Source organism: Rhodococcus sp. C26F (assembly GCF_053345925.1).
On sequence record NZ_JBKFBA010000017.1, the window covers coordinates 63,941 to 87,574 of the forward strand.

Annotated in this window: 26 protein-coding genes and 1 riboswitch; of the genes, 9 read left to right on the forward strand and 17 right to left on the reverse strand. The window is 69.1% G+C overall.

Annotated elements, in window-relative coordinates:
• From cobC to ACLBYD_RS17740, 3 genes are all read left to right on the forward strand, one after another.
• Positions 1-1,422, forward strand: a 1,422-nt coding sequence (gene cobC, locus ACLBYD_RS17730) for an Rv2231c family pyridoxal phosphate-dependent protein CobC (protein ID WP_447817464.1), incomplete at its 5' end; no start/stop codon positions are given.
• On the forward strand, positions 1,419-2,336 hold the full coding sequence (locus tag ACLBYD_RS17735) for a cobalamin biosynthesis protein (protein ID WP_447817465.1): 918 nt from the start codon (positions 1,419-1,421) through the stop codon (positions 2,334-2,336). The genes cobC and ACLBYD_RS17735, both read left to right, overlap by 4 nt.
• Before the next feature lie 289 nt (positions 2,337-2,625).
• Positions 2,626-4,707: a LuxR C-terminal-related transcriptional regulator gene (locus ACLBYD_RS17740; protein WP_447817466.1), complete on the forward strand. Its 2,082-nt coding sequence runs from the start codon at positions 2,626-2,628 to the stop codon at positions 4,705-4,707.
• Positions 4,708-4,750: 43 nt separating this feature from the next.
• On the opposite strand, the gene ACLBYD_RS17745 is transcribed toward ACLBYD_RS17740, so the two are convergent.
• Together ACLBYD_RS17745 and ACLBYD_RS17750 are read right to left on the reverse strand one after the other, a co-directional pair.
• Positions 4,751-5,173, reverse strand: a complete 423-nt coding sequence (locus ACLBYD_RS17745) for a DUF1801 domain-containing protein (RefSeq protein ID WP_447817467.1) — start codon at positions 5,171-5,173, stop codon at positions 4,751-4,753.
• Positions 5,174-5,210: 37 nt separating this feature from the next.
• The gene (locus ACLBYD_RS17750; protein ID WP_447817469.1) at positions 5,211-5,912 is read right to left on the reverse strand and encodes a haloacid dehalogenase type II; all 702 of its coding nucleotides are present in this window, start codon (positions 5,910-5,912) and stop codon (positions 5,211-5,213) included.
• A 102-nt stretch (positions 5,913-6,014) separates the two neighbouring features.
• Here ACLBYD_RS17750 and ACLBYD_RS17755 point away from each other — a divergent pair, with 102 nt between their 5' ends.
• Positions 6,015-6,536 carry an Rv2732c family membrane protein gene (locus tag ACLBYD_RS17755; RefSeq protein WP_447817470.1) on the forward strand — a complete coding sequence of 174 codons (522 nt, stop codon included), beginning with the start codon at positions 6,015-6,017 and terminating at the stop codon, positions 6,534-6,536.
• Positions 6,537-6,657: 121 nt separating this feature from the next.
• Positions 6,658-7,206: a hypothetical protein gene (locus ACLBYD_RS17760; protein ID WP_159417637.1), complete on the forward strand. Its 549-nt coding sequence runs from the start codon at positions 6,658-6,660 to the stop codon at positions 7,204-7,206.
• Here ACLBYD_RS17760 and ACLBYD_RS17765 read toward each other — a convergent pair.
• The 4 genes from ACLBYD_RS17765 to ACLBYD_RS17780 are packed head-to-tail and all read right to left on the reverse strand — an operon-like array spanning position 7,109 to position 10,392.
• Positions 7,109-7,939 (reverse strand): cobalt-precorrin-6A reductase, encoded by an 831-nt coding sequence (locus tag ACLBYD_RS17765; RefSeq protein ID WP_447817471.1) that lies wholly within the window; start codon positions 7,937-7,939, stop codon positions 7,109-7,111. The genes ACLBYD_RS17760 and ACLBYD_RS17765 overlap by 98 nt on opposite strands.
• On the reverse strand, positions 7,936-9,414 hold the full coding sequence (locus tag ACLBYD_RS17770; RefSeq protein WP_447817472.1) for a cobyric acid synthase: 1,479 nt from the start codon (positions 9,412-9,414) through the stop codon (positions 7,936-7,938). Before ACLBYD_RS17770 ends, ACLBYD_RS17765 begins: the two co-directional genes overlap by 4 nt.
• A gap of 4 nt (positions 9,415-9,418) precedes the next feature.
• Positions 9,419-10,183 carry a CbtA family protein gene (locus ACLBYD_RS17775; protein ID WP_447817473.1) on the reverse strand — a complete coding sequence of 255 codons (765 nt, stop codon included), beginning with the start codon at positions 10,181-10,183 and terminating at the stop codon, positions 9,419-9,421.
• A gap of 14 nt (positions 10,184-10,197) precedes the next feature.
• A complete protein-coding gene (locus ACLBYD_RS17780; RefSeq protein ID WP_271037591.1) occupies positions 10,198-10,392 on the reverse strand; it encodes a CbtB-domain containing protein in 195 nt (64 codons plus the stop codon).
• A gap of 32 nt (positions 10,393-10,424) precedes the next feature.
• Positions 10,425-10,543, reverse strand: a riboswitch (cobalamin riboswitch).
• A 53-nt stretch (positions 10,544-10,596) separates the two neighbouring features.
• On the opposite strand from ACLBYD_RS17780, the gene ACLBYD_RS17785 reads away from it, so the two are divergent.
• Entirely contained in the window at positions 10,597-11,145 is a 549-nt protein-coding gene (locus tag ACLBYD_RS17785; protein ID WP_447817474.1) for a histidine phosphatase family protein, read from the forward strand.
• A gap of 1 nt (position 11,146) precedes the next feature.
• On the opposite strand, the gene ACLBYD_RS17790 is transcribed toward ACLBYD_RS17785, so the two are convergent.
• The 3 genes from ACLBYD_RS17790 to ACLBYD_RS17800 all read right to left on the reverse strand — a co-directional run bounded on the left by ACLBYD_RS17790 (position 11,147) and on the right by ACLBYD_RS17800 (position 13,753).
• Entirely contained in the window at positions 11,147-12,076 is a 930-nt protein-coding gene (locus ACLBYD_RS17790) for a cation diffusion facilitator family transporter (RefSeq protein ID WP_447817475.1), read from the reverse strand.
• Positions 12,077-12,161: 85 nt separating this feature from the next.
• Positions 12,162-13,325: an FUSC family protein gene (locus tag ACLBYD_RS17795; RefSeq protein WP_447817476.1), complete on the reverse strand. Its 1,164-nt coding sequence runs from the start codon at positions 13,323-13,325 to the stop codon at positions 12,162-12,164.
• A gap of 11 nt (positions 13,326-13,336) precedes the next feature.
• A complete protein-coding gene (locus ACLBYD_RS17800; RefSeq protein ID WP_006552986.1) occupies positions 13,337-13,753 on the reverse strand; it encodes a DUF3151 domain-containing protein in 417 nt (138 codons plus the stop codon).
• A gap of 79 nt (positions 13,754-13,832) precedes the next feature.
• Here ACLBYD_RS17800 and ACLBYD_RS17805 point away from each other — a divergent pair, with 79 nt between their 5' ends.
• Positions 13,833-14,747, forward strand: coding sequence for an Rv0361 family membrane protein (locus tag ACLBYD_RS17805; RefSeq protein WP_447817477.1), 915 nt, complete (start codon positions 13,833-13,835; stop codon positions 14,745-14,747).
• A gap of 126 nt (positions 14,748-14,873) precedes the next feature.
• Here the strand turns inward: ACLBYD_RS17805 and fbaA are convergent, their stop codons facing one another.
• Positions 14,874-15,908, reverse strand: coding sequence for a class II fructose-bisphosphate aldolase (gene fbaA / locus ACLBYD_RS17810; RefSeq protein ID WP_447817478.1), 1,035 nt, complete (start codon positions 15,906-15,908; stop codon positions 14,874-14,876).
• Between the two features lie 138 nt (positions 15,909-16,046).
• Between fbaA and ACLBYD_RS17815 the strand changes: the two genes are divergently transcribed.
• Positions 16,047-16,835, forward strand: coding sequence for a VTT domain-containing protein (locus tag ACLBYD_RS17815; protein WP_447817479.1), 789 nt, complete (start codon positions 16,047-16,049; stop codon positions 16,833-16,835).
• 72 nt (positions 16,836-16,907) lie between these two features.
• Here the strand turns inward: ACLBYD_RS17815 and ACLBYD_RS17820 are convergent, their stop codons facing one another.
• The 4 genes from ACLBYD_RS17820 to ACLBYD_RS17835 all read right to left on the reverse strand — a co-directional run bounded on the left by ACLBYD_RS17820 (position 16,908) and on the right by ACLBYD_RS17835 (position 20,267).
• On the reverse strand, positions 16,908-18,050 hold the full coding sequence (locus ACLBYD_RS17820) for a glycoside hydrolase family 76 protein (RefSeq protein WP_447817480.1): 1,143 nt from the start codon (positions 18,048-18,050) through the stop codon (positions 16,908-16,910).
• Positions 18,051-18,127: 77 nt separating this feature from the next.
• Positions 18,128-18,814 carry a TrmH family RNA methyltransferase gene (locus ACLBYD_RS17825; protein ID WP_019291047.1) on the reverse strand — a complete coding sequence of 229 codons (687 nt, stop codon included), beginning with the start codon at positions 18,812-18,814 and terminating at the stop codon, positions 18,128-18,130.
• 2 nt (positions 18,815-18,816) lie between these two features.
• Positions 18,817-19,425, reverse strand: coding sequence for a hypothetical protein (locus tag ACLBYD_RS17830; RefSeq protein WP_447817506.1), 609 nt, complete (start codon positions 19,423-19,425; stop codon positions 18,817-18,819).
• 59 nt (positions 19,426-19,484) lie between these two features.
• The gene (locus ACLBYD_RS17835) at positions 19,485-20,267 is read right to left on the reverse strand and encodes an SDR family oxidoreductase (protein WP_447817481.1); all 783 of its coding nucleotides are present in this window, start codon (positions 20,265-20,267) and stop codon (positions 19,485-19,487) included.
• Positions 20,268-20,334: 67 nt separating this feature from the next.
• Between ACLBYD_RS17835 and ACLBYD_RS17840 the strand changes: the two genes are divergently transcribed.
• A complete protein-coding gene (locus ACLBYD_RS17840; RefSeq protein ID WP_447817482.1) occupies positions 20,335-20,775 on the forward strand; it encodes a hypothetical protein in 441 nt (146 codons plus the stop codon).
• On the opposite strand, the gene ACLBYD_RS17845 is transcribed toward ACLBYD_RS17840, so the two are convergent.
• From ACLBYD_RS17845 to galT, 3 genes are all read right to left on the reverse strand, one after another.
• Positions 20,766-21,494, reverse strand: a complete 729-nt coding sequence (locus tag ACLBYD_RS17845; RefSeq protein ID WP_447817483.1) for a lysoplasmalogenase family protein — start codon at positions 21,492-21,494, stop codon at positions 20,766-20,768. The genes ACLBYD_RS17840 and ACLBYD_RS17845 overlap by 10 nt on opposite strands.
• Before the next feature lie 40 nt (positions 21,495-21,534).
• Positions 21,535-22,656 carry a galactokinase gene (gene galK, locus ACLBYD_RS17850; protein WP_447817484.1) on the reverse strand — a complete coding sequence of 374 codons (1,122 nt, stop codon included), beginning with the start codon at positions 22,654-22,656 and terminating at the stop codon, positions 21,535-21,537.
• Positions 22,653-23,634, reverse strand: a 982-nt coding sequence (gene galT, locus ACLBYD_RS17855; protein WP_447817485.1) for a galactose-1-phosphate uridylyltransferase, incomplete at its 5' end; no start/stop codon positions are given. The genes galT and galK, both read right to left, overlap by 4 nt.

Sequence of the window (23,634 nt, forward strand, 5' to 3'; positions counted from 1 at the left end):
GCGGCGATCGCGGCGGGAGTTCCGACCGTCGCCGAGTGCGCCGGTCTGCTCTATCTGGGGCGCGAGGTCGACGGGCACGAGATGGTCGGCGCCCTCGACACGGTGGCACGGATGACCCCGCGCCTGACCCTCGGTTACCGCACCGCGATCGCACCGCAGGACACCCTGCTCGCCCCCGCCGGCACCCGCGTCACCGGTCACGAATTCCACCGCACCGTGATCGATTCCGGCTCGTCTTCCGCGTGGCTGCTCGACGGCCGGCCGGACGGCATCGCCACCGCGAGCGTGCACGCGTCGTACCTGCACACGCACTGGGCCGGACATCCCGATCTCGCACGACGTTTCGCAGACGCCGCACGGTCGGCGGAGCCCGCTCCCGAACCCACCTCGGCACCTGCGCGTCGTCGAACACCCGAACCCGACCTGCACCATCACGGCGACCGCGACGCGACCGAGGGGCTGGTCGACCTCGCCGTCAACGTCTCGCGCCGACCGCGACCGGCATGGCTCGACGACGCCCTGCGTGCATCGCTGGACGATCTCGCCCGGTATCCCGACCCGAGCGATGCACGCGCCGCCCTCGCCGATCGTCACGGCCGCGGCGTCGACGAGGTCCTCCCGACCGCCGGAGGTGCCGAGGCGTTCACATTGATCGCTCGGGCACGGGCGTGGCGGAAGCCGGTGGTGGTGCACCCGCAGTTCACCGAACCCGAGGCCGCACTGTTGGCCGCCGGACATCGTGTCACGCGGGTCGTGTTGCGCCGCGACGACGGGTTCGTCCTCGATCCGGGTGCGGTCCCGGAGGATGCCGACCTGGTGATCGTCGGCAATCCGACGAATCCCACCTCGGTCCTGCACCCGGCCGACACGCTCCTGGCACTGGCCCGACCGGGACGGGTGGTCGTGGTCGACGAGGCGTTCATGGACGCCGTTCCCGGCGAAACCGAATCGTTGACGGGACACCTCGTTCCGGGACTCGTGGTGCTGCGGTCGCTCACCAAGACGTGGGCGATCCCGGGCCTGCGCGCCGGATACGTGGTCGGCGACGCCGCAGTGCTCGCGGATCTCGCCGCGCAGCAACCACCCTGGTCGGTGTCCACTCCCGCAGCGGCCGCGATGATCGCGTGCGCATCCGGTGACGCAGTACGCGAGACCGAGGTGATCGCACAGGAGATCGCCGGCGACAGGGAGGTTCTCGTCGACGCCCTCACCGGATTCGGAATCCACATGGTTTCCCCCGCGACGGCCCCGTTCGTGCTGGCGGAAACGCCAGAGGGAACGCGGGAGAGATTGCGGGAGAAGGGCTTCGCGCTGCGTCGCGGCGACACCTTCCCCGGCCTCGGTGACGACTGGGTACGGATCGCGGTGCGCGACGCGGCGACCACGGCAACGCTCGTCGAGGCGTGGAGAACGATCCTGTGAAGCACAGGGCACTCGGACTGGCGCTCGGCTACGCCGCCGACCAACTCGTCGGCGACCCGCAGCGGTGGCATCCCGTGAGCGGCTTCGGGAAGTTGGCGCGCGCCGCCGAGGGCCGGCTGTATGCCGACCACCGCGTTGCCGGGGTGGTGTTCACCTCGCTGCTGGTCGGCTCTGCCGGAGCGCTGGGATACGTCGCCGACCGCGCGACCCGCGGTCGTCCGGTGCTGGCGGTGGCGGTCACGGCGCTGACCACCTGGACCGTGCTCGGCGGCCGCTCCCTCGGATTCGAGGCCCGGACGATCGGCGCCCAACTCCGCGACGGCGATCTCGCCGCGGCGCGGCAACAGGTGACCCACCTGGTGGGCCGCGACCCGTCTCGCCTCGACGAGAACGGGATCGCGCGCGCCACGATCGAGTCGGTCGCCGAGAACACCTCCGACGCCGTCGTCGCCCCGCTGTGGTGGGGTGCGGTCCTCGGTCCGGCCGGCCTGCTAGGGTACCGCGCCGCGAACACCCTGGACGCGCGCGTCGGTCACCGCACGCCGCGGCTCGAACGGTTCGGCTGGGCCTCGGCCCGGTTCGACGACCTGCTCAATCTCGCCCCCGCTCGCCTCACCGCCCTGCTGGCTGTCGCACTCGGTGACGACGGCCGGGGCGCGGTCCGGGCGTGGCGCCGGGACGCCCGTCAGCATCCGAGTCCGAATGCCGGTCCGGTCGAAGCGGCGTTCGCCGGTGCTCTCGGGATCCGGCTCGGCGGCACGAACGTCTATCACGGTGTGGTCGAGGATCGCGGCACGCTCGGCGACGGACCCGCGCCGGCCCCGGAAGATATCGGCCGTACCGCGCGACTCGCCTCCAAGGTCGGACTCGGAGCCGTGGCGACCGCCATCGCGGTCGCCCTCGTCCGTCGATAACCTCCCCGATATTTCCCCGCCACGACGGGAATTCCGGCCGAGGGTGAAATTCCGGGGTGAATCCGTGTTCGTTCTGCCCGAAAACATAATTCCGGTTACTGTTCGTGCGATTCGTGAATCGAAAAAGGAAATAAGGAACCGTTGAGCAGGGGGAAGCCGACGTGGAGGTGGCGAGATTTTTCCTTACTGTCGCGGTCGCCTGTTCTCGGAATTGTCCGGTGCCCCACGTCTGGTGATCCTTCGCGGCCACCGTTTCTCGGGGAAGACGACACTTCTGCGGACATGGCTCATGACCGATCCCGAACCCCGTCGCGTCATTGCGTACGTCGGTCCGTCCACGGCAGATTCTGCCGCCGACCGTTATTGGACCCGGATATTCGATTCCGTACGCCGTTGCATCGACACCGAAGCCTCGCGCACGAGCCGGGGATTCGACGCCCTCCGCACCACCCTCTCGACCGTGGACACACCCGTCACCCTCGTCCTCGACGGCGCACGACTCGACGAGGACGTCGCCGAGGGCATCGGCACTCTGCTCGCCGACGATCCGACCCTGCGCATCGTCGCCGCGACCCGCACCACGAGTTCCGTCGGTGCGGACATGCGCTCCGACACGAGGATCCTCACCTCCGACGACTTCGCCTTCACCGTCGACGAAACAGCTGCCTACCTGCGTGATGCCGGTGTTCCACAGGAGCGGTGGGTCGTGGAGCGGATCGTTCACCGCACCGGAGGGCTACCGGCCGTGATCGGCCGTCTCCCCGCAGCCCTGTCCCCCGCTCCGATCCCCGACGTGACGGAGCTCGAGCACCTCGACCGCATCGTGGACGCGGTGACCGACTCGGTGACAGCGCGGACGATCAAGAACGAACCGCTCCTCGCACACCTGCTCCGACCGGTCCTGATGTCGGCGATGACCGACTCGCTGACCTGTGCGTCCCTCGCAGAGTCGGGCGTGGACGCCCCGACGTTCGTCACCACCCTCGAATCCCTCGGCCTGGTCGAACCCGTGCCCGGGAACTCGGCCCGGGTGTACCCGGACGCCGTCCGCCGGTCGTTGTTGCGACGGGCCGTGGCCGACCTGCCGGCAGAACCGACGAGGACCTACCTCGTGGTGCCGGGGAGCCTCGACCGCGGATCGAACGGCGCTGCGCAGCTCGGGCAGGTCGTCGCCCTGCGGAGGGAAGGACGGTTCACCGAGGCGGCGTCGATCTGCGACGAGCTCGCGTCGAGAGCGGTGTCCTCGTCGGGGACGCCCGAGACGGTCGTCTCCGACGCCGCCTTCTGTTTCCAGGCCGGCCTGACCTACTTCTTCGCAGTGCGTCCGCACGAGGCGATGGGGATGCTGCGCCGCGCCCGTGCCGCCGGAGCCGGGACGCCCGTCGTCGACGACGCCGCTGCCGTACTCGGACTCATGCACGCCCTACGCGGAGAAGGGCCGGAGGCACGCGCGGCGCTCTCCACCGATCGGTCGCCTCGTCGGCACCACCGCGACAACGCACGACTCGCGCACACCGCCGAGCAGATCGCGGCGGCACTGCTCGCGATCGACCGACTCGAATCCGACGTCGCGCTCGACATCCTCGTCGACATCGAAGCCTCCACGGCTCCGAACGAGCTGTGGGCACTCGCCCTCTACGCACAGGGCTCTCTCGCGCTGCTCACCCATACTCCGATGGACGGGCTGCGGCGCATCAAGGCCGAGATCCGGAAGCACCCGGAACTCCACGCCGGGTACAACGCGGTACTCGTGAACGCGATACGCGCCGATCTCGAACTGGCGCTGGGCGATTTCGACCGGGCGCGGAATCTCGTCGCCGACTCCACCCACCTGTTCACCGCACCCGTCCATGCCCGCATGCGTCTGCTGACGGGCGATCCGGCCGGCAGCGAAGCGCTCGTGCACCACTACAGGACCGATCCGAACTGCACGCCCCGCCAGGCGATGGAACTGGCCGTGCTCGGCGCCGCTGCCGCGTGCGCGCTCGGACGTGACACCGATGCCCGTCCGCATCTCGACCGGGCGATCACACTGTCGCAGCAGACGGGGTTGTTACGACCGTTCACCATGGTCTCGCCGCTGATGGCCCGTCATCTCGGCTCGCTGGGAGTCACCCTGCCGACCGCCGCGGAACCGACGGCACTCGACACCGCCACCTATCCGAAGTCGAAACCGGTCGTGCGACTGACGCCGCGCGAACGCGCGGTCCTCGACGGATTGATCGCGGGTCGCTCGGCACGCACCATCGCGAAGGTCGAATTCGTCAGCGTGAACACGGTGAAGACGCAATTGCGGTCGCTGTACCGGAAGCTCGGTGTGAACTCCGGGAAGGACGCGGTAATCGCCGCCCGGCACCTCGTGCTCGACTGACGCGGTACTCGACCGACAGACGGGCCCGATCGGTCCGGCCGCCTCAGGCGGTGTGTTCGACCGTGGTCATGTGGTGGTAGCCCATGCGCACCAGTTCCGACAACACGTCGGTGTCCACGGCCGACAACTTCGTGACGTACAGGCACGCGGCACCGCGTTTGTGCGGACCGAGGGTCGCGAGGAACTCTTCGGCGCCGGGCGCGATCGTCAGCCCGTACAGGGCGAGGTTCGTCTTGCGGGGCGAGAAGCCGACGGCGAGGGCGTCGCCTTCGCGTCCGCTGGCGTATCGGTAGTGGTACCGGCCGAAACCGACCATCGACGGTCCCCACATCACCGCCGGCTGCCTCGTGACGTCGTACATCAGGTCGTGCAGTGCCCATCCGTCGGCGCGGCGTACCGGATGGTCGACGGCGTCGAGGAACTCCGACACCGGACGATCGGTGGGCTGGGTCTTGTTCTCGGCCATGATCGGCACTTTTCCAGCGAGTGCCGACAGATACCTGTCACGGCATGTCCCGCAGGTCCTCGATGCGATGGTCGAACTCGCCCTCGGTGTCGTCGACCGCGTCCTCGACGCGGCCGTTCTCGAGCGGCCGGTACACGAAGACGGTGTTCAGGCCGACCTCGCGGGCGGCCCGCAGATCGTAGGGATGCGACGCGGCCATCGCGGCCCGGGACGGATCGACCCCGAGATAGCGACAGGTGCGTTCGTACAGGAACCGCTCGGGCTTGAAGGCGCCGAACAGTTCGGCCGTGAGGATGGCGTCGGCCTCGAGTTGCTGGTCTCGGAAGAGCGTGATCATCGTGGCCATGTCCGTGTTCGACAGCGTCGACACCACCGCCTGCGAGCGGAGTTCCTCGAGCCCGGGCCGCACGTCCGGCCATGCCTCGAGGCGCTGCCAGGCCCGCGCCGTCTCGATGCGCACGTCCTCGGGAAGGTCGATCCCGAACTGCTCGCACACGTCGCCGAGCCCGTCGACGTAGGAGTCCTGCACGCGATACCACTTCTCCACCGACTGGTCGAGACGGAGGATGCGCTCGTAGTAGTCACTCCTCCAGGCCCGCACCAGGTCACCTACGGTCGCCGGATCGGCGTCGGGTCCGAGCGCATCGGCCACCGCCCGGGTGACCGGGGTGTAGAAGTCCATCAGCGTGCCCTGCACGTCGAAGATGTACGCGTCGTATCGGCTCACGTCCTGGAGCATGCCCGATCGCGCCTGCCCGAAACTGCTTTCCCGAACCCGCGCGCCGATGTGACCCGCGTCGCATACTGGGACCGAAGCGTCGCCGCGCTCCGGGGGTGCACCATGGACGACCTGGCGGAATTCCGTCACGATCTCGATCGGATCGAACACCGCGTCGCCGGTGAGGTGATCGTCGGCCGCTCGCGGGTCCGGATCCTGGCCGGGTGCGTCGCCCTGCTGGTCGTGGGTCTGCTGCTTCCCCAGGCCACTTCGGTGACGTCCCTGACGACCCTTCTGCGCTGGGACTCCGAGGCCGCAACCCTTCCCCTCCGTGTCTTCGACGTCTTCGTGGTGGTGTTCGGCATCCTCGTACCGCTCGTCGCATTGCTCCGCCGCCGGTGGGGTGCCGCGACGATCGCGATGCTCGGTTCGGGCGCGGCGTCGATGGTGGGACTGTTCGCCGTCTGGTCGCAGGCCGGGATGGTCGCCCACACCTCTCACGCACCGCATGTGGGCCTGTATCTGTGCTGGGGCGCGGTGATGGCATCCACCGCGGTGTGGTTACCCGTCGTGCTCTCCACCGCTCCCCTGCGCAGCGCCCCTCCGGTCACCTCCGGAGTTCTGACTCCCCGGAACGGTCGCTGACCGCACCGTTCGCCGCTCGACAGTGGCGCACAACACGCTTGCAGTGCAACACTGTAATCAGTGCAACACGCACAGGTCGATCGGTGCGACACGCACCGGGTCGCGTCCCGAGGAGGACGTCATGCGACATTCACACATCCACGGATTCGGACGACCGGGCGGCTGGCAACAGGCAGACGTCCCCGACGCGAGCGATGCCGCCGAGTGGTTCGCCGGCAGGCTCCCCGACGACTGGTTCACCGGACCGCCCGACATCGAGATCGACAGAGAGGAAATCTTCGTCGTCGGCCCCCTCGGGGTACCCGACGGCACGAGCGACACCGAGATCGACGGACGCATCGCTCGATTCCGCGAGACCACGCGCGCCGACCGGATGCGCATCGCCGACGAGGCCGAGGCCCGCTACGGCCGCAAGGTGGCCTGGGGCGTGAAGGTCGGCGACCGGACCGACCTGTTCACCCACCTCGCCGTCCCGGTCATGACGCGACTGCGCCAACCCGAACGGAAGGTGCTCGACACCCTCGTCGACGCAGGTGTCGCGCGGTCCCGTTCGGACGCACTGAAGTGGACCGTCAGGCTCGTGGGGCAGCACTCGGAGCAGTGGCTCCGGGAACTGCGCGAAGCGATGAAGAAGGTCGACGATCTGCGTTCCGAAGGTCCGCAGGTCTGACCTCCGCGACCCGGAGGACCCATTCCCGCGCTGCCGTCACGGTCTCCACCGTGGCGACACCGCGAGGTGTGGGCGGGCGGCGTATGACGATCACGCGCACGCCCAGTTCGTCGGCGGCGTCGAGTTTGCCGCGGGTGAGCGAACCACCCGAATCCTTCGTGACGAGGGTGTCGATCCCGTTGTCGAGCAGCAGCTTCCGTTCGTCACTCGGTGTGTAGGGGCCGCGTCCGAGCAGCACCGACCAGCTCGGTGGCAGTTCGGTCGTCAGTGGATCGACGACGCGGACGAGCACGTCGTGCGCGGCGAGCGGCCCGACGAAGCGGTCGAGCGTCTGCCGTCCGGTGCTGAGGAAGATCCTCCGGCCGGTCGCAGCGACGTGCGCGGCGCCGTCGTGGTCGTCGACCCACGTCCACCGGCCGTGTTCGTCCTGCCAGCCTGGCCGTTGCAGGCGCACCAGCGGCACGTGCGCGGTGGTGCATGCCGTCGCGGCGTTCGCGCTGATGCCCGCGGCGAACGGATGGGTGGCGTCGACGACGGCTCGGATATCGCGCTCGATCAGGTACCGGGCGAGACCGTCTGCGCCACCGAACCCTCCGATGCGCACCGGACCGACGGGCAGGCGGGGATTGCGGACCCGGCCTGCCAGGGAGGATTCGAACGCGATGTCCGTTCCGTCCAATGCCACGGCGAGGGAACGGGCTTCCCCCGTCCCACCGAGGATGAGGACCGTCACCGGAGGGTTCCCCTCAGCACGGGAAGGGTTCGCTCGTCGGAGAGCATGGCGAGCAGAGCTTCCATGTCGAGATGTTCGTCGACGAGGTCCGCGAGCGCCTCGATGCGGACCTCGCGTGCAGCCGGGAAACTCACTTCCCCGGTGCGGATCTCGCGGCCCACCACCGCAGCGACCTCGCGTAACCACGCCCGGCGCACCGCGTCCCCTTCGAGGGCGCCGTGCCACATGGTGCCGAACACCGAACCCTCTCGGGTGCCACCGAGGAATTCGGTGCCACCGTCGACGGTGACGCGTCCGTGATGGATCTCGTATCCGGAGGCAGCCGCATCCAACGCCGACCCCCTCGGCAATCGGAGGACCTTCTCGTGTCCGAACTCGGTTCGAGCCGGGAGCAACCCGAGACCCGCCGCGCTTGCGCCGGGCACACCCTCGACGCCGTGCGGGTCGTCGATGCGCGTGCCGAGCATCTGGAAGCCGCCGCAGATACCGAGGACCGGTCCACCTCGGCGGGCGTGGTCGACGATCGCGGTGTCGAGTCCTCGCGAGCGCAGCCACGCGAGATCCGCGAGGGTCGCGCGTGTTCCGGGCACGATCACGACGTCGGCGCCGGCGAGCGCTCGCGGGTCGTCGACGAAGCGGACCCGCACGTCCGGTTCGAGGCACAACGCGTCGACATCGGTGAAGTTGCTGACCCGCGGCAGCATCACGACGGCGATGCTCAGAGCGCCGTCACCGTCGTGTGCGGGACGGGAGGTGAGGGCGAGTGAATCCTCCGAGTCGAGCCACAGGTCGCGTTGCCACGGCAGCACGCCGAGCACCGGGCGGCCGGTGAGCCGTTCGAGCGAGTCGAGTCCGGGCTTCAGGAGCGAGACGTCGCCGCGGAACTTGTTGATCACGAAGCCGCGGATCAACTGCTGATCCGCGGCGTCGAGCAGGGCCAGCGTCCCGTACATCGAGGCGAACACACCACCGCGGTCGATGTCGCCGACCACGACGGTCGGCATCGAACCATGTTGCGCCAGACCCATGTTCACGTAGTCGTGGTCGCGCAGATTGATCTCGGCCGCGCTCCCGGCACCTTCGCACACCACCACGTCGAATCTGCAACGGAGGTCGTCGAAGGCGCCGAATGCCGCGTCGGCGAGATGCTGTCGTCCACCGGCGAACTCACCCGCCTCCAGCGCTCCGGCCGGCCGCCCGAGAACCACGACATGGCTGCGCCGGTCGTTGCCGGGCTTGAGCAGCACCGGGTTCATCACGGCCTCGGGGATCGCACGGGCGGCCACTGCCTGGATCCACTGGGCGCGCCCGATCTCCGCGCCCTCGCTCGTCACCATCGAGTTGTTCGACATGTTCTGCGCCTTGAACGGCGCGACCTTCAGGCCGCGCCGCGCCAAGGATCGGCAGATCCCGGTGACGACCACGGATTTCCCTGCATCCGAGGTCGTTCCGGCGACGAGCAGACCCGAACCCATGTCGTCAGGCCGGGATCGTCACGCGACGGGACGCGCGTTCGGTGAGGTAGGCGAAGACCACACCGAGCACCGCCCACAGGGTGAGCTGCACGGTGAACGACGCGGCCCGGAACTCCCACAGCAGCGTCGCGGGGAAGCCCTCCCCCACCTCGTCGATTCTCGGCAAGGCGAGATATCCGAGACCCACCACGACGAGGAAGGCGACCGCTGGGCCTGCGATGCGGACGGTGTGCAGATCCTGGGCGGCCAGCGCCTTCGCCACCGCGACGGCCACGGCGATCGCGACGAGTCCGAGAACGACCGAGGCGAGCCACAGCAGGGTGCGTTGATCGATCGTGTCGGGATCACCGACGGCCGGCGGATTCGCCGGATACTTCACGAACGGGACGGCCTCGACGGCGAGCCACGCTCCGGCCGCCCCGAACAATCCGAGCTTCCAGCCCGGCATGTCGGTGAGGCGACGCGCGAAGTGCAGCACCGACGCGTAGAGGGCGCCCAGTGCGAGACCGGCGAGGGTCGTCGCGAGGAACAATCCGGCCTTCTGACCGGTACGGTCGACGAGCGCATCCTCGCCGTGACTGTGACCGTGGGATTCCCCGGTGGTCGCAGCGTGGTCGTGCGAATGCGCTTCGCCGGCAGCTTCTTCGAGTGCGATCGCCGATTCGATGTGGGGTTCGCCGACGACGAAGGCGACACCGCCGGCGAGCAGACCCGCGACGAGTCCGGCGAGCAGGCCCCGCAGCAGCAGGTGGAGGTAGGTTCCGGGCATCGGGGTCCCCGTTCTCAATGGCACGGAAGACCGAGGAGGTGCCGGCCGTCGTGCATCAGTTCGTGCATGAACATGCCGGTGCGCGAGATCGCGCCCTGATCGAAACCGACCAGGTAGAGAACGAGAAATGCCGCGACGATCACTGCGGCGAGAGCGACTGCGAGTGCGGCGGAGCCGAACGACTCGTCGGGGGTATGGACAACAGCCATGACAATCCTCCTGGGATTTCGCGTCCCATTCGATTCCGTCATGTGCCGCGGGAGTTTTCTGGCTTCCGGAGATTTCGACATCTCCGGTTACAGTGGCGCGACCGCTCCGGTTTCCCACCGGATTGCCTACACCTCGGCACATCTTTACCGACGCACCTTCGCACCGCGCGGTCTGCGATGTCAAGCGGAGAGGACGTATCTGCCGTGACCCGATTGTTCTTCGTCGCACACGCTTCCACGCGTGCGACGGAACAGGCCCGATTTCCGTGCGACGAGCCGATCTCCGAACGAGGCCGCCGCGAACTCGGACGTGCCGCGGTGCCGATCGTCGACCGGTGGGTGTGCGCACCGGAGCGACGCGCGGTCGACACGCTCCACACCTTCGGTGTCCCCGCCGAGATCGACTCCGCTCTGCGCGAGCTCGACTACGGCAGGTGGTGCGGGGTGGCGATGGGCGACGTGCCCGAGAGCGAGCTGGCGATGTGGCTGACCGAGCCGGCTTCGGCACCGCACGGCGGCGAGTCCGTCGAGGACCTCATCCGCCGGGTCGGCACCTGGCTGGCGGCACAGGACGACGGCTACGAACGGGTCGGGGTGGTGACACACCCGGCGGTCGTGCGAGCGGCGACGGTGTGCGCTCTCGACGCTCCGGCGGCGTCGTTCCGGAGGGTCGACGTGGGACCGCTGGACGTCGTCCGGCTCTACGGCGGGCCGGGTCGGTGGACGTTGCGGCCGAACCGATTCGCGCGGTGAGCTACCAGGTGACGTCCTTCTCGCACTGCTTGCCGTCGACTGTCGACTCCACCTGGACGGTGGCGTGCTCGAGCCCGTGCGACGACAGCGCGGTGCGCGCCGAGTCGAGGATCCACTGCGGGTCGTGGTCGCTGACGAGATGCACGGTCGCGACGTCCATGCCGGTGGTCAGCGTCCACACGTGCAGGTCGTGCACGCCGCACACGCCGGGCAGCGCGAGCAGGTCGGTGCGCAGCAGGTCGACGTCGAGATGCGCCGGCGAGGTCTGGGTGAGGATGCGCAGCGACTCGGCGGCCAGTCGCAGGGCGCGCGGCACGACCCACAGGGAGATGAGCACACCGACGACGACGTCGGCCAGGCTCCAGCCGAAGATCATGACGAGTGCGCCCGCGATGAGGACGCCGACGGATCCGACGGCGTCGGCGAGCACCTCCATGTAGGCGCCGCGCACCGCGATGCTGTCCTTCGCGTCGGCCCGCAGCATGAGCATCACGACGATGTTGGCGGCCAGTCCCGCGAGGGCGGTGACGATCATGGGCAGGCCGGGAAGTTCGGGGGCGTCGCCGATGCGGTCGATCGCCTCGTAGAACACCCAGCCGGCGACGCCGAGCAGCAGCACCGCGTTGACCATCGCGGTGAGGACCTCGGCGCGGTGCCAGCCGAAGGTGCGCGACGCCGCGCTGCTCCCACGTCGGGCGAGGATGAGGGCAACCATGCCCATGGACACCCCGACGACGTCGGTGAGCATGTGGCCCGCGTCGGCGAGCAGGGCGAGAGAGCCGATCAGGAGACCGACGAGCGCCTCCAATACGAAGAACGCTCCGAGGATGCCCAGCGCGAAGGCCATGCGCCGGATGACGGCGCGCGTGGGACCGGCGTCCTGACCGTGACCGCGGCCGACGCCGTGTGAGTGCCCGTGACCCGAACCCATCGAACTCCCTCTCCGAACCTCGGGCCATCGTATGCACGAATGCGCATATGTTTCAACGGCTACGTGCCCGGCGGGCTCGGAGGGCTTATTCGTCCGGGTCGTAGGCCGGATGTTCGACGGTAGGAGGAAGGGTCGCGATCGCGGTGATCCGCTTGAGTCCGGCGGTCTGCAGCAGGTCGACGATCAGCGATCTCATCTGCGCGAACACCACCGTCGCCGACACTCCTGCCCCGGCGATGAGTTCGGGATCCATCTTCTTGGCGATGCTGCGCAGCACACGTGCAGCCTCGGCCTGGTCGGGCTGCTCCCCCGGCTCCGCGAGAACCATCTCGCGGAGCACGTCCACCGCATCGGCCACCTCGACGAACCGCTGCACGAGCCGCGGATCGAGGATCTCGTCGTCGCGGACGAGGGTCAGCGACCGGCGCGCGAGCACCCGGATGTTGCGCATCGCGTGGTCGATGGGATCGGCCGCGGAGGTCAGTACCGCGAGCCGGCCCCGGCTGTTCCAGTAGAGCGGCGAGATCCGGCTGATCTCCCGACCGCCCTTGAGGTGGGTGCGCATCGAGTCGATCGCGGGCTGGGTGGCCCGCGCCTGCTTGAGGGCGTCCTCGATCGGTTTCGGGTTGTTCTCGACGAGCCCGGTCTCGACCTTCCTCAGGACCTCGCTCGCCGTGGCGAGGATCTCGGCGGCGTTGCGCCGGGCACGCCGCACCGGATGAGTCGGGATCATCGCGACGACCGCGATGCCCGTGAGACCACCGACCAGGGCGTCGACCATCCGATCGGGCCCACCGGTGCCACCGGGTGGCAGCAGCGTCGCCACGAGCACCGCGGAGTTCCCGGCCTGCATCGCGAAGATCGGGCCGCTGTTCAACGCGACCGCCGTACTCATCGCGATGGTCACGACGAGCGCGATCTGCCACGGTCCGCTGCCGATCAGCGAGACGAGCAGGTCGCCCACGCCGATCCCGACGGTCACACCGCAGACGAGTTCGACGGAACGCCGCAACCGGGCGCCGAGACCGAGCCCGAGGGAGACGACTGCCGCGATGGGGGCGAAGAAGGGCTGTTGGTGCCCGACCAGATCCTTCGCGACCCACCACGCCAGGCCCGCCGCCAGCGCGCACTGCACGATCGGCAGCGCCGATGAGCGCAGCCGTTCGAACGAGTCGGTCAGGCGTTTACGAGCTCCCTGACGGGTGGGTCGACGCCGGGTCGCCGCGGACAGTCTGTTCGACACAGACATGTACGGGGCGTCTATTCGACGCCGAGTTCTTCCGCTGCTCGCGGGTCGCAGTCCTCGAGCAGGTCCAGGCAGCGGGCGTGCTCGTCCGACTCACCGATGGTTCGGGCTGCCCGGGCCAGCACGGCGACGCAACGCAGGAAACCGCGGTTGGGTTCGTGACTGTAGGGCACGGGACCGAAACCCTTCCAGCCGTTGCGGCGCAGCTGGTCGAGGCCGCGGTGATATCCGGTGCGTGCGTAGGCGTAGGCCTGGATCGTCTCGCCACTGTCGAGTGCGGCCTCGGCGAGGTACGCCCATGCGATCGAGGCGGTGGGATGGTCGGCTGCGACCTTCGCCGGGTCCTCGTTGTTCAGCAGGGCCGACTCCGCGTCGTCGTCGCCGGGGAGAAGGGTGGGCTGCGGTCCGAGAAGATCACCGAAAGACGTCATGGGGTCATTGTGCCCTTCCGTGGCGAAGGCTCGATAGAGTCCCCGGGTAACCGCAGGCCGTCGAGCGAGGTGCAGCACGTTGTCGGACCCGAAGAACGAAGAGTCACCCGAGCAGACTTCGACGACCCCTCCTGTCGAGACACCGGACGAGAGTACGGAGAACGAACCCGACCTCGAGCCGGCTGAGCAGGTCTCCGAGGAACCCGAGCAGGTCTCCGAGGAACCGGAGGAGCCGACCACCGATGCGGCGTCCTCGGGTGAGGACGCGAGCAGCGATGAGCCGGAACAGGCTGCAGACGAGAGCGTCACCACGGACGAGACCGTGGCGCTTCCCGTCGTCGAACCCGCGACCGTCGAGTCCCGCCCGACCCCCGAATCCGAGCCCGCGCCCGATGTCACCTCCGCCAATGCGCCCACGGTGCAGATCCCGGTCCGCAGCCACGTGCCGAAGGCGCCGCCGCAGCGCATCGCTCCGCGCGGTGAGGAACCGACGGTTCAGCCCGAGCCCGTCCGCGTCGCCGTCCAGCCCACGCCCACGCGCATCCCGCCGGCCCGCGACAAGAGCCGCGGTCGTTGGCTGATCGCTGCCGGAGCAGCGGCCGTGCTGGTGGTCGTGGCGATCGTCGCGGCCGGGGTGATCGTGTTCCTGAAGGACCGCGCCGACAACTCCCCCGAGAGCCGGATCCGCGCGAGCATCGACACCTTCGTCGGAGCACTCGAATCGGGCGACCTGGCGACTCTGCGGGAGTCGACCTGCGGAGCGCTCTCCGACTTCTACGAGACGGTCGATCCGGAGAACTTCCGCGACATCCACCGGCTCGCCGTCGAACAGGGCGAGATCCCGGTGGTGACGAGCGTCGATCGCATCCAGATCACCGAGGGCACCGCCATCGCGCAGGTCACCGCGCACACGGTAAACGATCCCGGCGATGTCACCGACCGCACCTTCGACCTCACGCTCGACGGTGAGCAGTGGAAGGTCTGCAGCGAATAACGGGACGACAGCGACCACGAGTGCGCAGAAGTCGTCGGTCGCCCTCGGCGTGTCGCGACGATTTCTGCACACCGTAGGGACGACGAAGGGCGCCGANGTCGGCGCCCTTCGGGTATCGGTGGGGCCTTACTCGGCCGAGACCGAGCGTCCCGCCGACTTGAGGTCGTTGCAGGCCTCGATGACACGCTGCGTCATGGACGCCTCGGCCTTCTTGAGGTAGCTGCGCGGGTCGTAGGTCTTCTTGTTGCCGACCTCGCCGTCGATCTTGAGCACACCGTCGTAATTGGTGAACATGTGTGCCGCGATCGGGCGGGTGAATGCGTACTGCGTGTCGGTGTCGACGTTCATCTTCACGACGCCGTAGCTCAGCGCCTCGTCGATCTCCGACTTCAGCGAGCCCGAACCGCCGTGGAAGACGAGGTCGAACGGCTTCGAACCCTCGGGCAGACCCAGCTTCTTCGACGCGGCGGCCTGGCCCTCTGCGAGGACGGACGGCTTGAGCTTGACGTTGCCCGGCTTGTAGACGCCGTGGACGTTGCCGAAGGTCGCGGCGAGCAGATACTGGCCCTTGTCGGCGCCGAGCGCGTCGACGGTCTTCTCGAAGTCCTCGACCGTGGTGTAGAGCTTGTCGTTGATGGCGTTCTCGACGCCGTCCTCTTCACCGCCGACGACGCCGATCTCGATCTCGAGGATGATCTTCGCGGCCTTGGCGGCAGCGAGGAGTTCCTGCGCGATCTCGAGGTTCTCGTCGATCGGGATGGCCGAGCCGTCCCACATGTGCGACTGGAACAGCGGGTTCTGTCCGTTGTTCACGCGCTCCTGCGAGATCGCGATGAGCGGGCGGACGAAGCCGTCGAGCTTGTCCTTCGGGCAGTGGTCGGTGTGCAGAGCGATCGTCACGTCGTACTTCTCGGCGACGACGTGGGCGAACTCGGCGAGTGCCACGGCACCGGTGACCATGTCCTTCACACCCAGACCCGAGCCGAACTCGGCGCCACCGGTCGAGAACTGGATGATGCCGTCGCTGCCGGCGTCCGCAAAGCCTTTGATGGCGGCGTTGATCGTTTCGGACGACGTGCAGTTGATCGCCGGGAACGCGAAGGAGTGCTCCTTCGCGCGGGCGATCATCTCGGCGTAGACCTCGGGAGTCGCGATAGGCACAGCGGCTGTCCTCCAGATGAGAGTCGATCGGCACCCCACCGGGATGTGGTGGGTGCCCGGTTGTCCTTGCAGTATGTCAAGTGACACGTCCGTTCGATACTCGGGCCGTCCCGGGTGGGTGTCGGGATTCGGGGAGAGGTGGACGCCGCCGGTACCCTGGATCGCGTGACTGTGCTCGAAGCCTCGGAGTCCGTGACCAATCTGGCCCTGCTACCGGGGTTTCTGGATCCTGTCAATCTACTCAATTCGTTCGGTACCTGGATGCTCATCGGGTTGCTGCTCGTGGTGTTCATCGAATCCGGTCTGCTGTTCCCGCTGCTGCCCGGCGACTCGCTGCTGTTCACCGCGGGCCTGATCGCCGCGGCCAAGTCGGCGGAGGTCGAACCGTTCGCCCCGTTGTGGGTGCTGATGGTGACGATCCCGATCGCGGCGGTCCTCGGCGACCAGGTCGGCTATCTCATCGGCGCGAAGGGCGGAACCAGGCTGTTCAAGCCGGACTCGAAGCTCTTCAAGCAGGCCTACATCGACGAAGCGCACCGCTTCTTCCTGCGCCACGGACCCGCGATGATCTTCCTGGCACGTTTCGTGCCGATCGTGCGCACCTACGCCCCGCTCGTCGCGGGCGCCGCGAAGATGCCCTACCGCGTGTTCATCACCTACAACATCATCGGCGGCATCGTGTGGGGCGCCGGCGTGACGCTGCTCGGCTACCTGCTGGGACAGATCAGCTTCATCGCCGACAACATCGACATCATCTTCCTGGGCATCGTGTTCGTCTCGGTGATCCCGATCATCACGGAGGTCGGCAAGCGCGTGCTCAACTCGCGTCGTGCGGCCGAGAACGGTGAGGCGCCGGCCGCCGAGGCCGAGGCCGAGGCCGAGGCCGAGGCCGCGACGATGCCGATCAACCGCATCGAGAGCAAGTAGGAACGGACCTCGCACCACAGAAGGTGGATTCCGCCCGTCGAACGAACGGGTCGGAATCCACCTTCTTCCGTTTCAGGACCGCGAGGCCGCGACAGCGTAGGCCGCTTCCATGAGCATCCACCCGCCGAGCTGCACCGACATGTCACGTTCGGCGACGGCCGACTCGCGGACGGTGCCGCCCGCGAACCGCGCGACCGAGGTGCCCAGGCCGGGCAGCCGCGCCTGCCGCGACCAGTCGCGGCCGAAGACCGGCAGCTCCTCGACCTGCAGCCGGTTCTCCCAGGCGGCCTCCGCCGACGCCAGCACGATCCGTGCCGCGACGTTGCGGGCGCGGATGTCGTCGCCGTCGACGACGGGCAGTGTCGTGGCGACCATCGCGAGGTAGCGGGCCAGGATCCCGTTGAACAGTCCCCCGTCGCCGCCTCCCCCGCCGGTGACGACGCTGCGCTCGGTGAGGTGATCGTCGACCGCGGCGACGAGCGCGTGGACCCTGCGGCGATGCCGGGGGTCGTCGAGTTGCAGGGCGAGTTCGGTCTCGAGGCCGAGCGTCACCCCCTGGCAGTAGCTGTAGATCGCGCGTTCGTGCACGCCATCACGGATGCCGTCCAGGACGAGACCCGTCTCAGGGTCGAGCAGCACGTCGTGGATCCAGTCGGCCATCTCCTCGGCGCGGTAGACCTTGCCGGTGCGGGCGAGCAGCAGCGCCGCCGGACCGTTCGCGGGGGCGTTGAAGAAGGTGTCCCGCCGGCGCCACGGGATGCCGCCGCCGCTCTCGGGTTGCCAGGCGTCGACGAGCTCGTCGACGAGGGTCGCGATCGCGCCGCGGTGGTCGACGTAGAGATGCCGTTCGGCCCGTTCGAGCGACAGGCCGAGCCACGCCATGTCGTCGTAGTAGTTGTTGGTCCAGCCGGTGAGGTTGCGGATGCGGTGGGTGCGTGCGAGCCGCACGACACGGCGCCGGCGGCGCGGGGTCGCGTCGCGCTCGGCGGCGTCGACGGCGGTGTCGATCAGGTGCGCCTGCCACCAGTAGTGCCAGGAGAGGAACAGCCGCTCACGTCGGACGGCGGGCCATCCGACCACCCCGAGCGCGGTGCCGGGCAGGGCCCAGAGACGACGGATGTGCCGCGACACGATCGCACCCTCCGCGGCGTCGGCCCGCTCCGACCACCGGGCGGCCTCGACTCCGTCCGAATGCTGTCCTGCTGCGGTGTTCATCACCCTCCACACTGCCCGACCGGCGGCCGCCCCGACGACGGTCCGCGCGACTTTCATCCCGGAATGCGGGGCAGGTGTTACCAGGCGTCCGAGAAATCGGCGTGCTGCCGGATCCACGCGTGCATCGCGATCCCCGCGGCGACACCCGCGTTGATGGACCGCGTGGAGCCGAACTGGGCGATGGAGACCGTCATCGAGGCGACGTTGCGGGCCGCTTCGGTGACGCCGGGACCCTCCTGCCCGAACAGCAGCAGGCAGCGGCGCGGCAGGGTCGCCGTCTCCAACCGGACCGAGCCGGGGGTGTTGTCCACCGCGACGATCTCGAGGTCCTGTTCGGCCGCCCACGCGACGAGCGCGTCGACATCCGAGTGGTGGAGCAGGTGCTGGTAGCGGTCGGTGACCATCGCTCCGCGCCGATTCCATCGGCGTCGCCCGACGATGTGCACGGTGCCCACGGCGAACGCGTTGGCGGTGCGGACGACCGTCCCGATGTTCGCGTCGTGGGCGAAGTTCTCGATGGCGACGTGCAGCGGGTGCCGGCGACGGTCGATGTCCGCGACGATCGCCTCGCGGGTCCAGTAGCGGTAGGCGTCGACGACGTTGCGCCGGTCGCCGTGGGCGAGCAGCTCGGGGTCGTAGCGCGGGTCGGTGGGCGGCTCGGTGCCGAACTCCTCGATCCACGGTCCGACGCCGTGCGGGTGCTCACCCCATTCGGTGGGGCCCGCCACGTCCTCGACGGCCGGTTCGGAATGCGTGTCGGTCACCGTCAGAACGTCTCGTTCGAACCTGCTGCGACGCGGAAACCGTGGCCGGTGGCGTCGTTGGTGCAGGTCACATCGGCTGCGGTGGTGGCGCACGTGTAGCCGAGCTGCGACAGCGACGATCCCGGCGGCAGGACGGGGCTCGCCCCGTCGGGCGAGAGGTAGACCGGTCCGCCCGAGCACACGAACTCGCCTTCGCCGGAGTCCTGCACGCGGATGCCGAGTCCCCAGTTGACCATGCAGTCCTCGGGGCGCGGCGGGATCGGATCGGTCGGTCCTTCGCAGCCCGCCTCGGTGCGGGTGGGCAGCCGGACGATGCCGCATTCGAAGGTGCCGTCGGGGCTGCTGAAGTAGTACGACTCGTTGCGCTGGTACTCGACCTGCGCGAGCGGAGCCGGTTCCTCCGGGGAGGTCTCCGGCTCGGGAGCCGGTTCGGTCGTCGACGGGGTCGCCTCCTCGGTGGTGCTCGCAGCGACCGTCGTGGACGGGGTCGTCGAGGCAGCCGCGGAGGTCGTCGTCGACGTCGCTCCGGAGTCGGCCTCCGGCCCGTCCGCGGAGCCTCCGCATCCTGCGACGAACAGTGCCGCACCCGCGACGATTGCGACCGGCCACATCCGAATTCTCACGCAACACCCTTCCCGACGACGTGCGGGTGTCACTCTATCGAGCGGCGTCAGTGGCCGGTCAGGCGCCGGTTGACCAGGCGATTCATCCATCCGGGCGACACCTGGGCGAGCGTGGCGAGCACGGTCGCCTGCCGGCCCACGGGCCGATGCACCCGTCCCGAGCGCCGGGTGCGGCGGGTCGCGTCGAACACCGCGCGGGCGACGTCGTCGGCGCCGAGGTTCACGCCCAGGGAGCGTCGCGAGCCGATGTCCATCCCGTGGACCATGTTCGTGTCGACGAACAGCGGCCACAACGCCTGCACCTTGATGTCATGGCGGGCCCACTCGAGTTCGAGTGCTTCGGTCAGGCCGCGCACCGCGAACTTGGTGGCGCTGTAGGTGGCGAGCTCGGGCTGTCCGTAGAGCGCCGACGCCGAGCACATGTTCACGATGTGCGCGCCGGGGGTGTCGCGGAGATACGGGAAGGCCGCGTGGCAGCCGAGGACGACACCGGTGACGTTGACGTCGACGAGCTGCCGGTGCCGGCTCGCCGGGGTGTCCTCGAACGGCCCGGACGACAGCAGCCCGGCGTTGTTGACGAGGACGTCGAGCCGGCCGTCGGTGCAGAACTCCTCGAGTACGCGGGTCCACGCGGAGGTGTCGGTGACGTCGAGGGCACCGGTGACGATCTGCCCCGCGGTGACCGAGGCGCCCTCCTCGGCGAGGCTCGCGAGCCCCGCGGTGTCGATGTCGAAGGCGCCGACGCGGTAACCGTGACGGGCGAAGAGCAGGGCTGTGGAGCGGCCGATACCGGCGGCGGCTCCGGTGATCACCACGCTGGGAGCAGACATGGCATCACCCTAATCACGGGCGGGAGCCGACGGCGCACAGCGGGGATAGGCTGGGATCGGAGGAGCTGTGAATCGTCGTATCGTTGCCACTGTCGCGTTCGTCACCGTGGGATATGTCGTCGTTCTCGCGTTGTGGATGCACCTGTTCCTGCCGATCTCCGAACCCGGCACCGAGGGCTTCCAGGTGGTCTTCCTCGTCTGCCTGTACGGCACCGTGCTCGGTCTGTCGATGGCGCTCGCGGGTCGCCGCTCGAAGGTCATGCGCCGTATCGAACGCGAGGGTTACGAGGGATGGGCGACCATCCGTTCCGCGACCCCACTCGATCTGACCTCGACCGGTCAGCTGACCCGGCTCGATCTTGAGCTCACGGTGCCCGGCTCGGAGTCCTATCGCGGCACGGTCGTCTACGAGGTCGACCGTCGCAACCTGCAGCGCTACGCGCCCGGGGAGATCGTGAGCATCTGGGTGGACCCGCTCGACCGCGACCGGATCGTCCTCTATCCCTGACTGTCCCGGCTCGTGAGAGCGAGGAGCCCTTCCACGAGCAGCAGCTGGGCCACGGCGTAGGTTGCGAGCACGAACCCTTCCGCTGCCGCGCGCATCTTCTCGTCCTTCAACAGGGTGCGGCGCACCACGATCGATCCGTCGGACAGCGTGAAGATCAGGCCGCCGAGACCGAGCCAACTGCGCCTGTCGGCACCCGGCACGGCCAGCCCCGCGCGCACTCGCGCACCGGGTGCGAGGGCAGGGTCTCCGGCAAGGATCGCAGTGGTGGCGAGCAGGGCGCCGTATCCGGTCAGCGGCGCGGCCACCGAGCGGTTGCGGGCGGCGAGCAGACCGGCCGCACCGGCCAGGGCACCGGCACGCTGCACCGCGACCGGCTTCGACACCCGCGCACCGCGCCGGACGAGGATGCTCGAGTAGGCGGTCTGCATGACGCCGAAACAGGCTGCACCGCTCAGGATCCGGCGGTCCTCGTCGGAACGGATCATGGCGATGTCGCCGAGGGTGGCGGCCGCGAGACCCGCGACCAGCAGGGCGGTGTCGGCGCGATCGGTGTCGCGGGAGCGGCGCAGCACCCGCACGGCGAGCGCCGGTGCGATGAGCGGTTTGGCGATCTGCTGCAGCTTCTCGTTCCCCGATACTCCCCCGACGACGGTGGCGGCCGACGCCGCCGCGAACACCGCGTGCTCGACGCCCCACCTCTTGCGACTGAACCAACCCATGCGCGCACAGTACCCGGCTGCATCGATCATCCCGCAAGCTTCAGCAGCGGCGCGCACCGCCGGACGCCGTGGCGCGCAGGAAGGTCGGCGCCGGCAGGTCGCGCTGCACAGCGGCGTCGGCGACGGCCTTCCGCACCGAGTCCACGCGGTTGTCCTCGCACAGCGCGATCGCCGACCCGCCGAAACCGCCGCCCACCATCCGGGCACCGAGTGCACCGGCAGCGACGGCCGCGTCGACGGCGGTGTCGAGTTCGAGGCAGCTGACCTCGAAGTCGTCGCGCAACGAGCGGTGCGACGCATCGAGCAATGGTCCGAGATCCCGGATCCGCCCTGCCCGCAACAACTCCGCAGCCTCCTGAACGCGGGCGATCTCGTCGATCACGTGCCGGGCGCGGCGACGCAGGACGGGATCGTCGATCAGGTCCGCCGACGAGGCGTCGCGCAAGCTCTCCACGCCGAGGAACCGGGTGGCGTCCTCGACCTCACGGCGACGCTGTCCGTACTGTCCGTCGGCGAGCTCGTGTCCGGTCCCGGTGTCGACGACCAGCACGGTCAGCCCGCGGGCTTCCGCGTCGAACGGGATGTGCTCGCTGCTGCCATCGGCGAAGTCGAGGAGCAGCGCGTGGCCCGGACGTGCGTGGAGGGCGATCCGCTGGTCGAGCCCACCGGTGGGGGCACCGGCGTAATCGTTCTCCGCGCGCACGCACGCCGCGGCGAGTCGATCACGGCCGTCGTCGCCGAGGGGCAACCCGCACAGGTCGGCGAGCGCCACCGCGACCGACGTCTCGAGCGCCGCGGACGACGAGAGTCCCGCTCCGACGGGCACGTCCGACGCGACCGCGATGTCCGCACCGGTGAATCCCGGCGGGTCGAGCGTCCAGATCACGCCGGCGACGTAGGCGGCCCAGCCGTCGACGTGCCGGTCGCGCAGATCGAGGTCGACGCCGTCGAAACCGGAACTGCGCACGCGCAGTACATGATCGGAGCGCCGACGCACCGCGACGACGGTGACCTGCGGGATCGCCATCGGCAAGCACAGACCCTCGGCGTAGTCGACGTGCTCGCCGATGAGATTGACGCGCCCGGGAGCGCACCAGCAGCCCTCGGGTTCGGTGCCGAACTCGGCCGCGAACAGTGCGCGGGCGGTCTCTGCGAGCGTCATGGCGCCACCTCACGCAGGCGTTCGGCGATCCGTTCGGGGGTGGTGTCGCTGATCCACGCGCCCATCGCGGATTCGGACCCTGCGAGATATTTCAGCTTGTCCGGGGCCCGCCGCAACGAGAAGATCTGGCAGAACAGCCGCACGTCCCCGCGGGGTGCACCGACCGGCGCCTGGTGCCAGGCGGCGATGTAGGGGGCGCGCTCGACGCCGGGGAAGAACCGGTCGACGCGGCCGAGCAGGTCGCGCTGGACGGCGGCGAGTTCGTCGCGTTCGTGTTCGTCGAGGGCGGCGAGATCCGGGATGTCGCGGTGCGGGACGAGGTGCACCTCGACGGGCCAGCGTGCCGCGGCGGGGACATAGGCCGACCACGCGTCGCCGGAGACCACCAGTCGGGTGCCCGCGCGTCGTTCGGCGTCGAGGATGTCGCCCTGCAGCGACCTGCCGGTCCGCTGCCGATGCTCACGGGCGCGGTCGAGCAGGGCGCGTGAGCGCGGTGGGACGAACGGGTAGGCGTAGATCTGCCCGTGTGGATGTTGCAGTGTCACACCGATTTCCACGCCGCGATTCTCGAAGCAGAAGACCTGCTCGACATCCGGTCGCTGCGACAGCGCGGTGGCGCGGGCGGCGAGCGCATCGATGACGGTGCGCGCCCGCGGCACGGAGAGGTCGGCGAACCGGGCGTCGTGGTCGGGGGTGAACGCGACGACCTCGCAGCGGCCGGTCGCCGGTCGTCGCGGCCACAGACCTTCGTCGTCGACGAGATCCTCACCGGCCGACGGCGCCCCGAGCGACGGGAAACGGTTCTCGAACACGACGACGTCGTAGTCGTCGGCCGGGATCTCGGTACACGCGTCGGCCCTGCTCGGGCACAGCGGGCAGTCGACGGCCGACGGCAGGAAGGTGCGGTCCATGCGGTGGGCCGCGAAGGTGACCCACTCCCCCGTCAGCGGGTCGCGGCGCATCTCGGAGGTCGCCGCG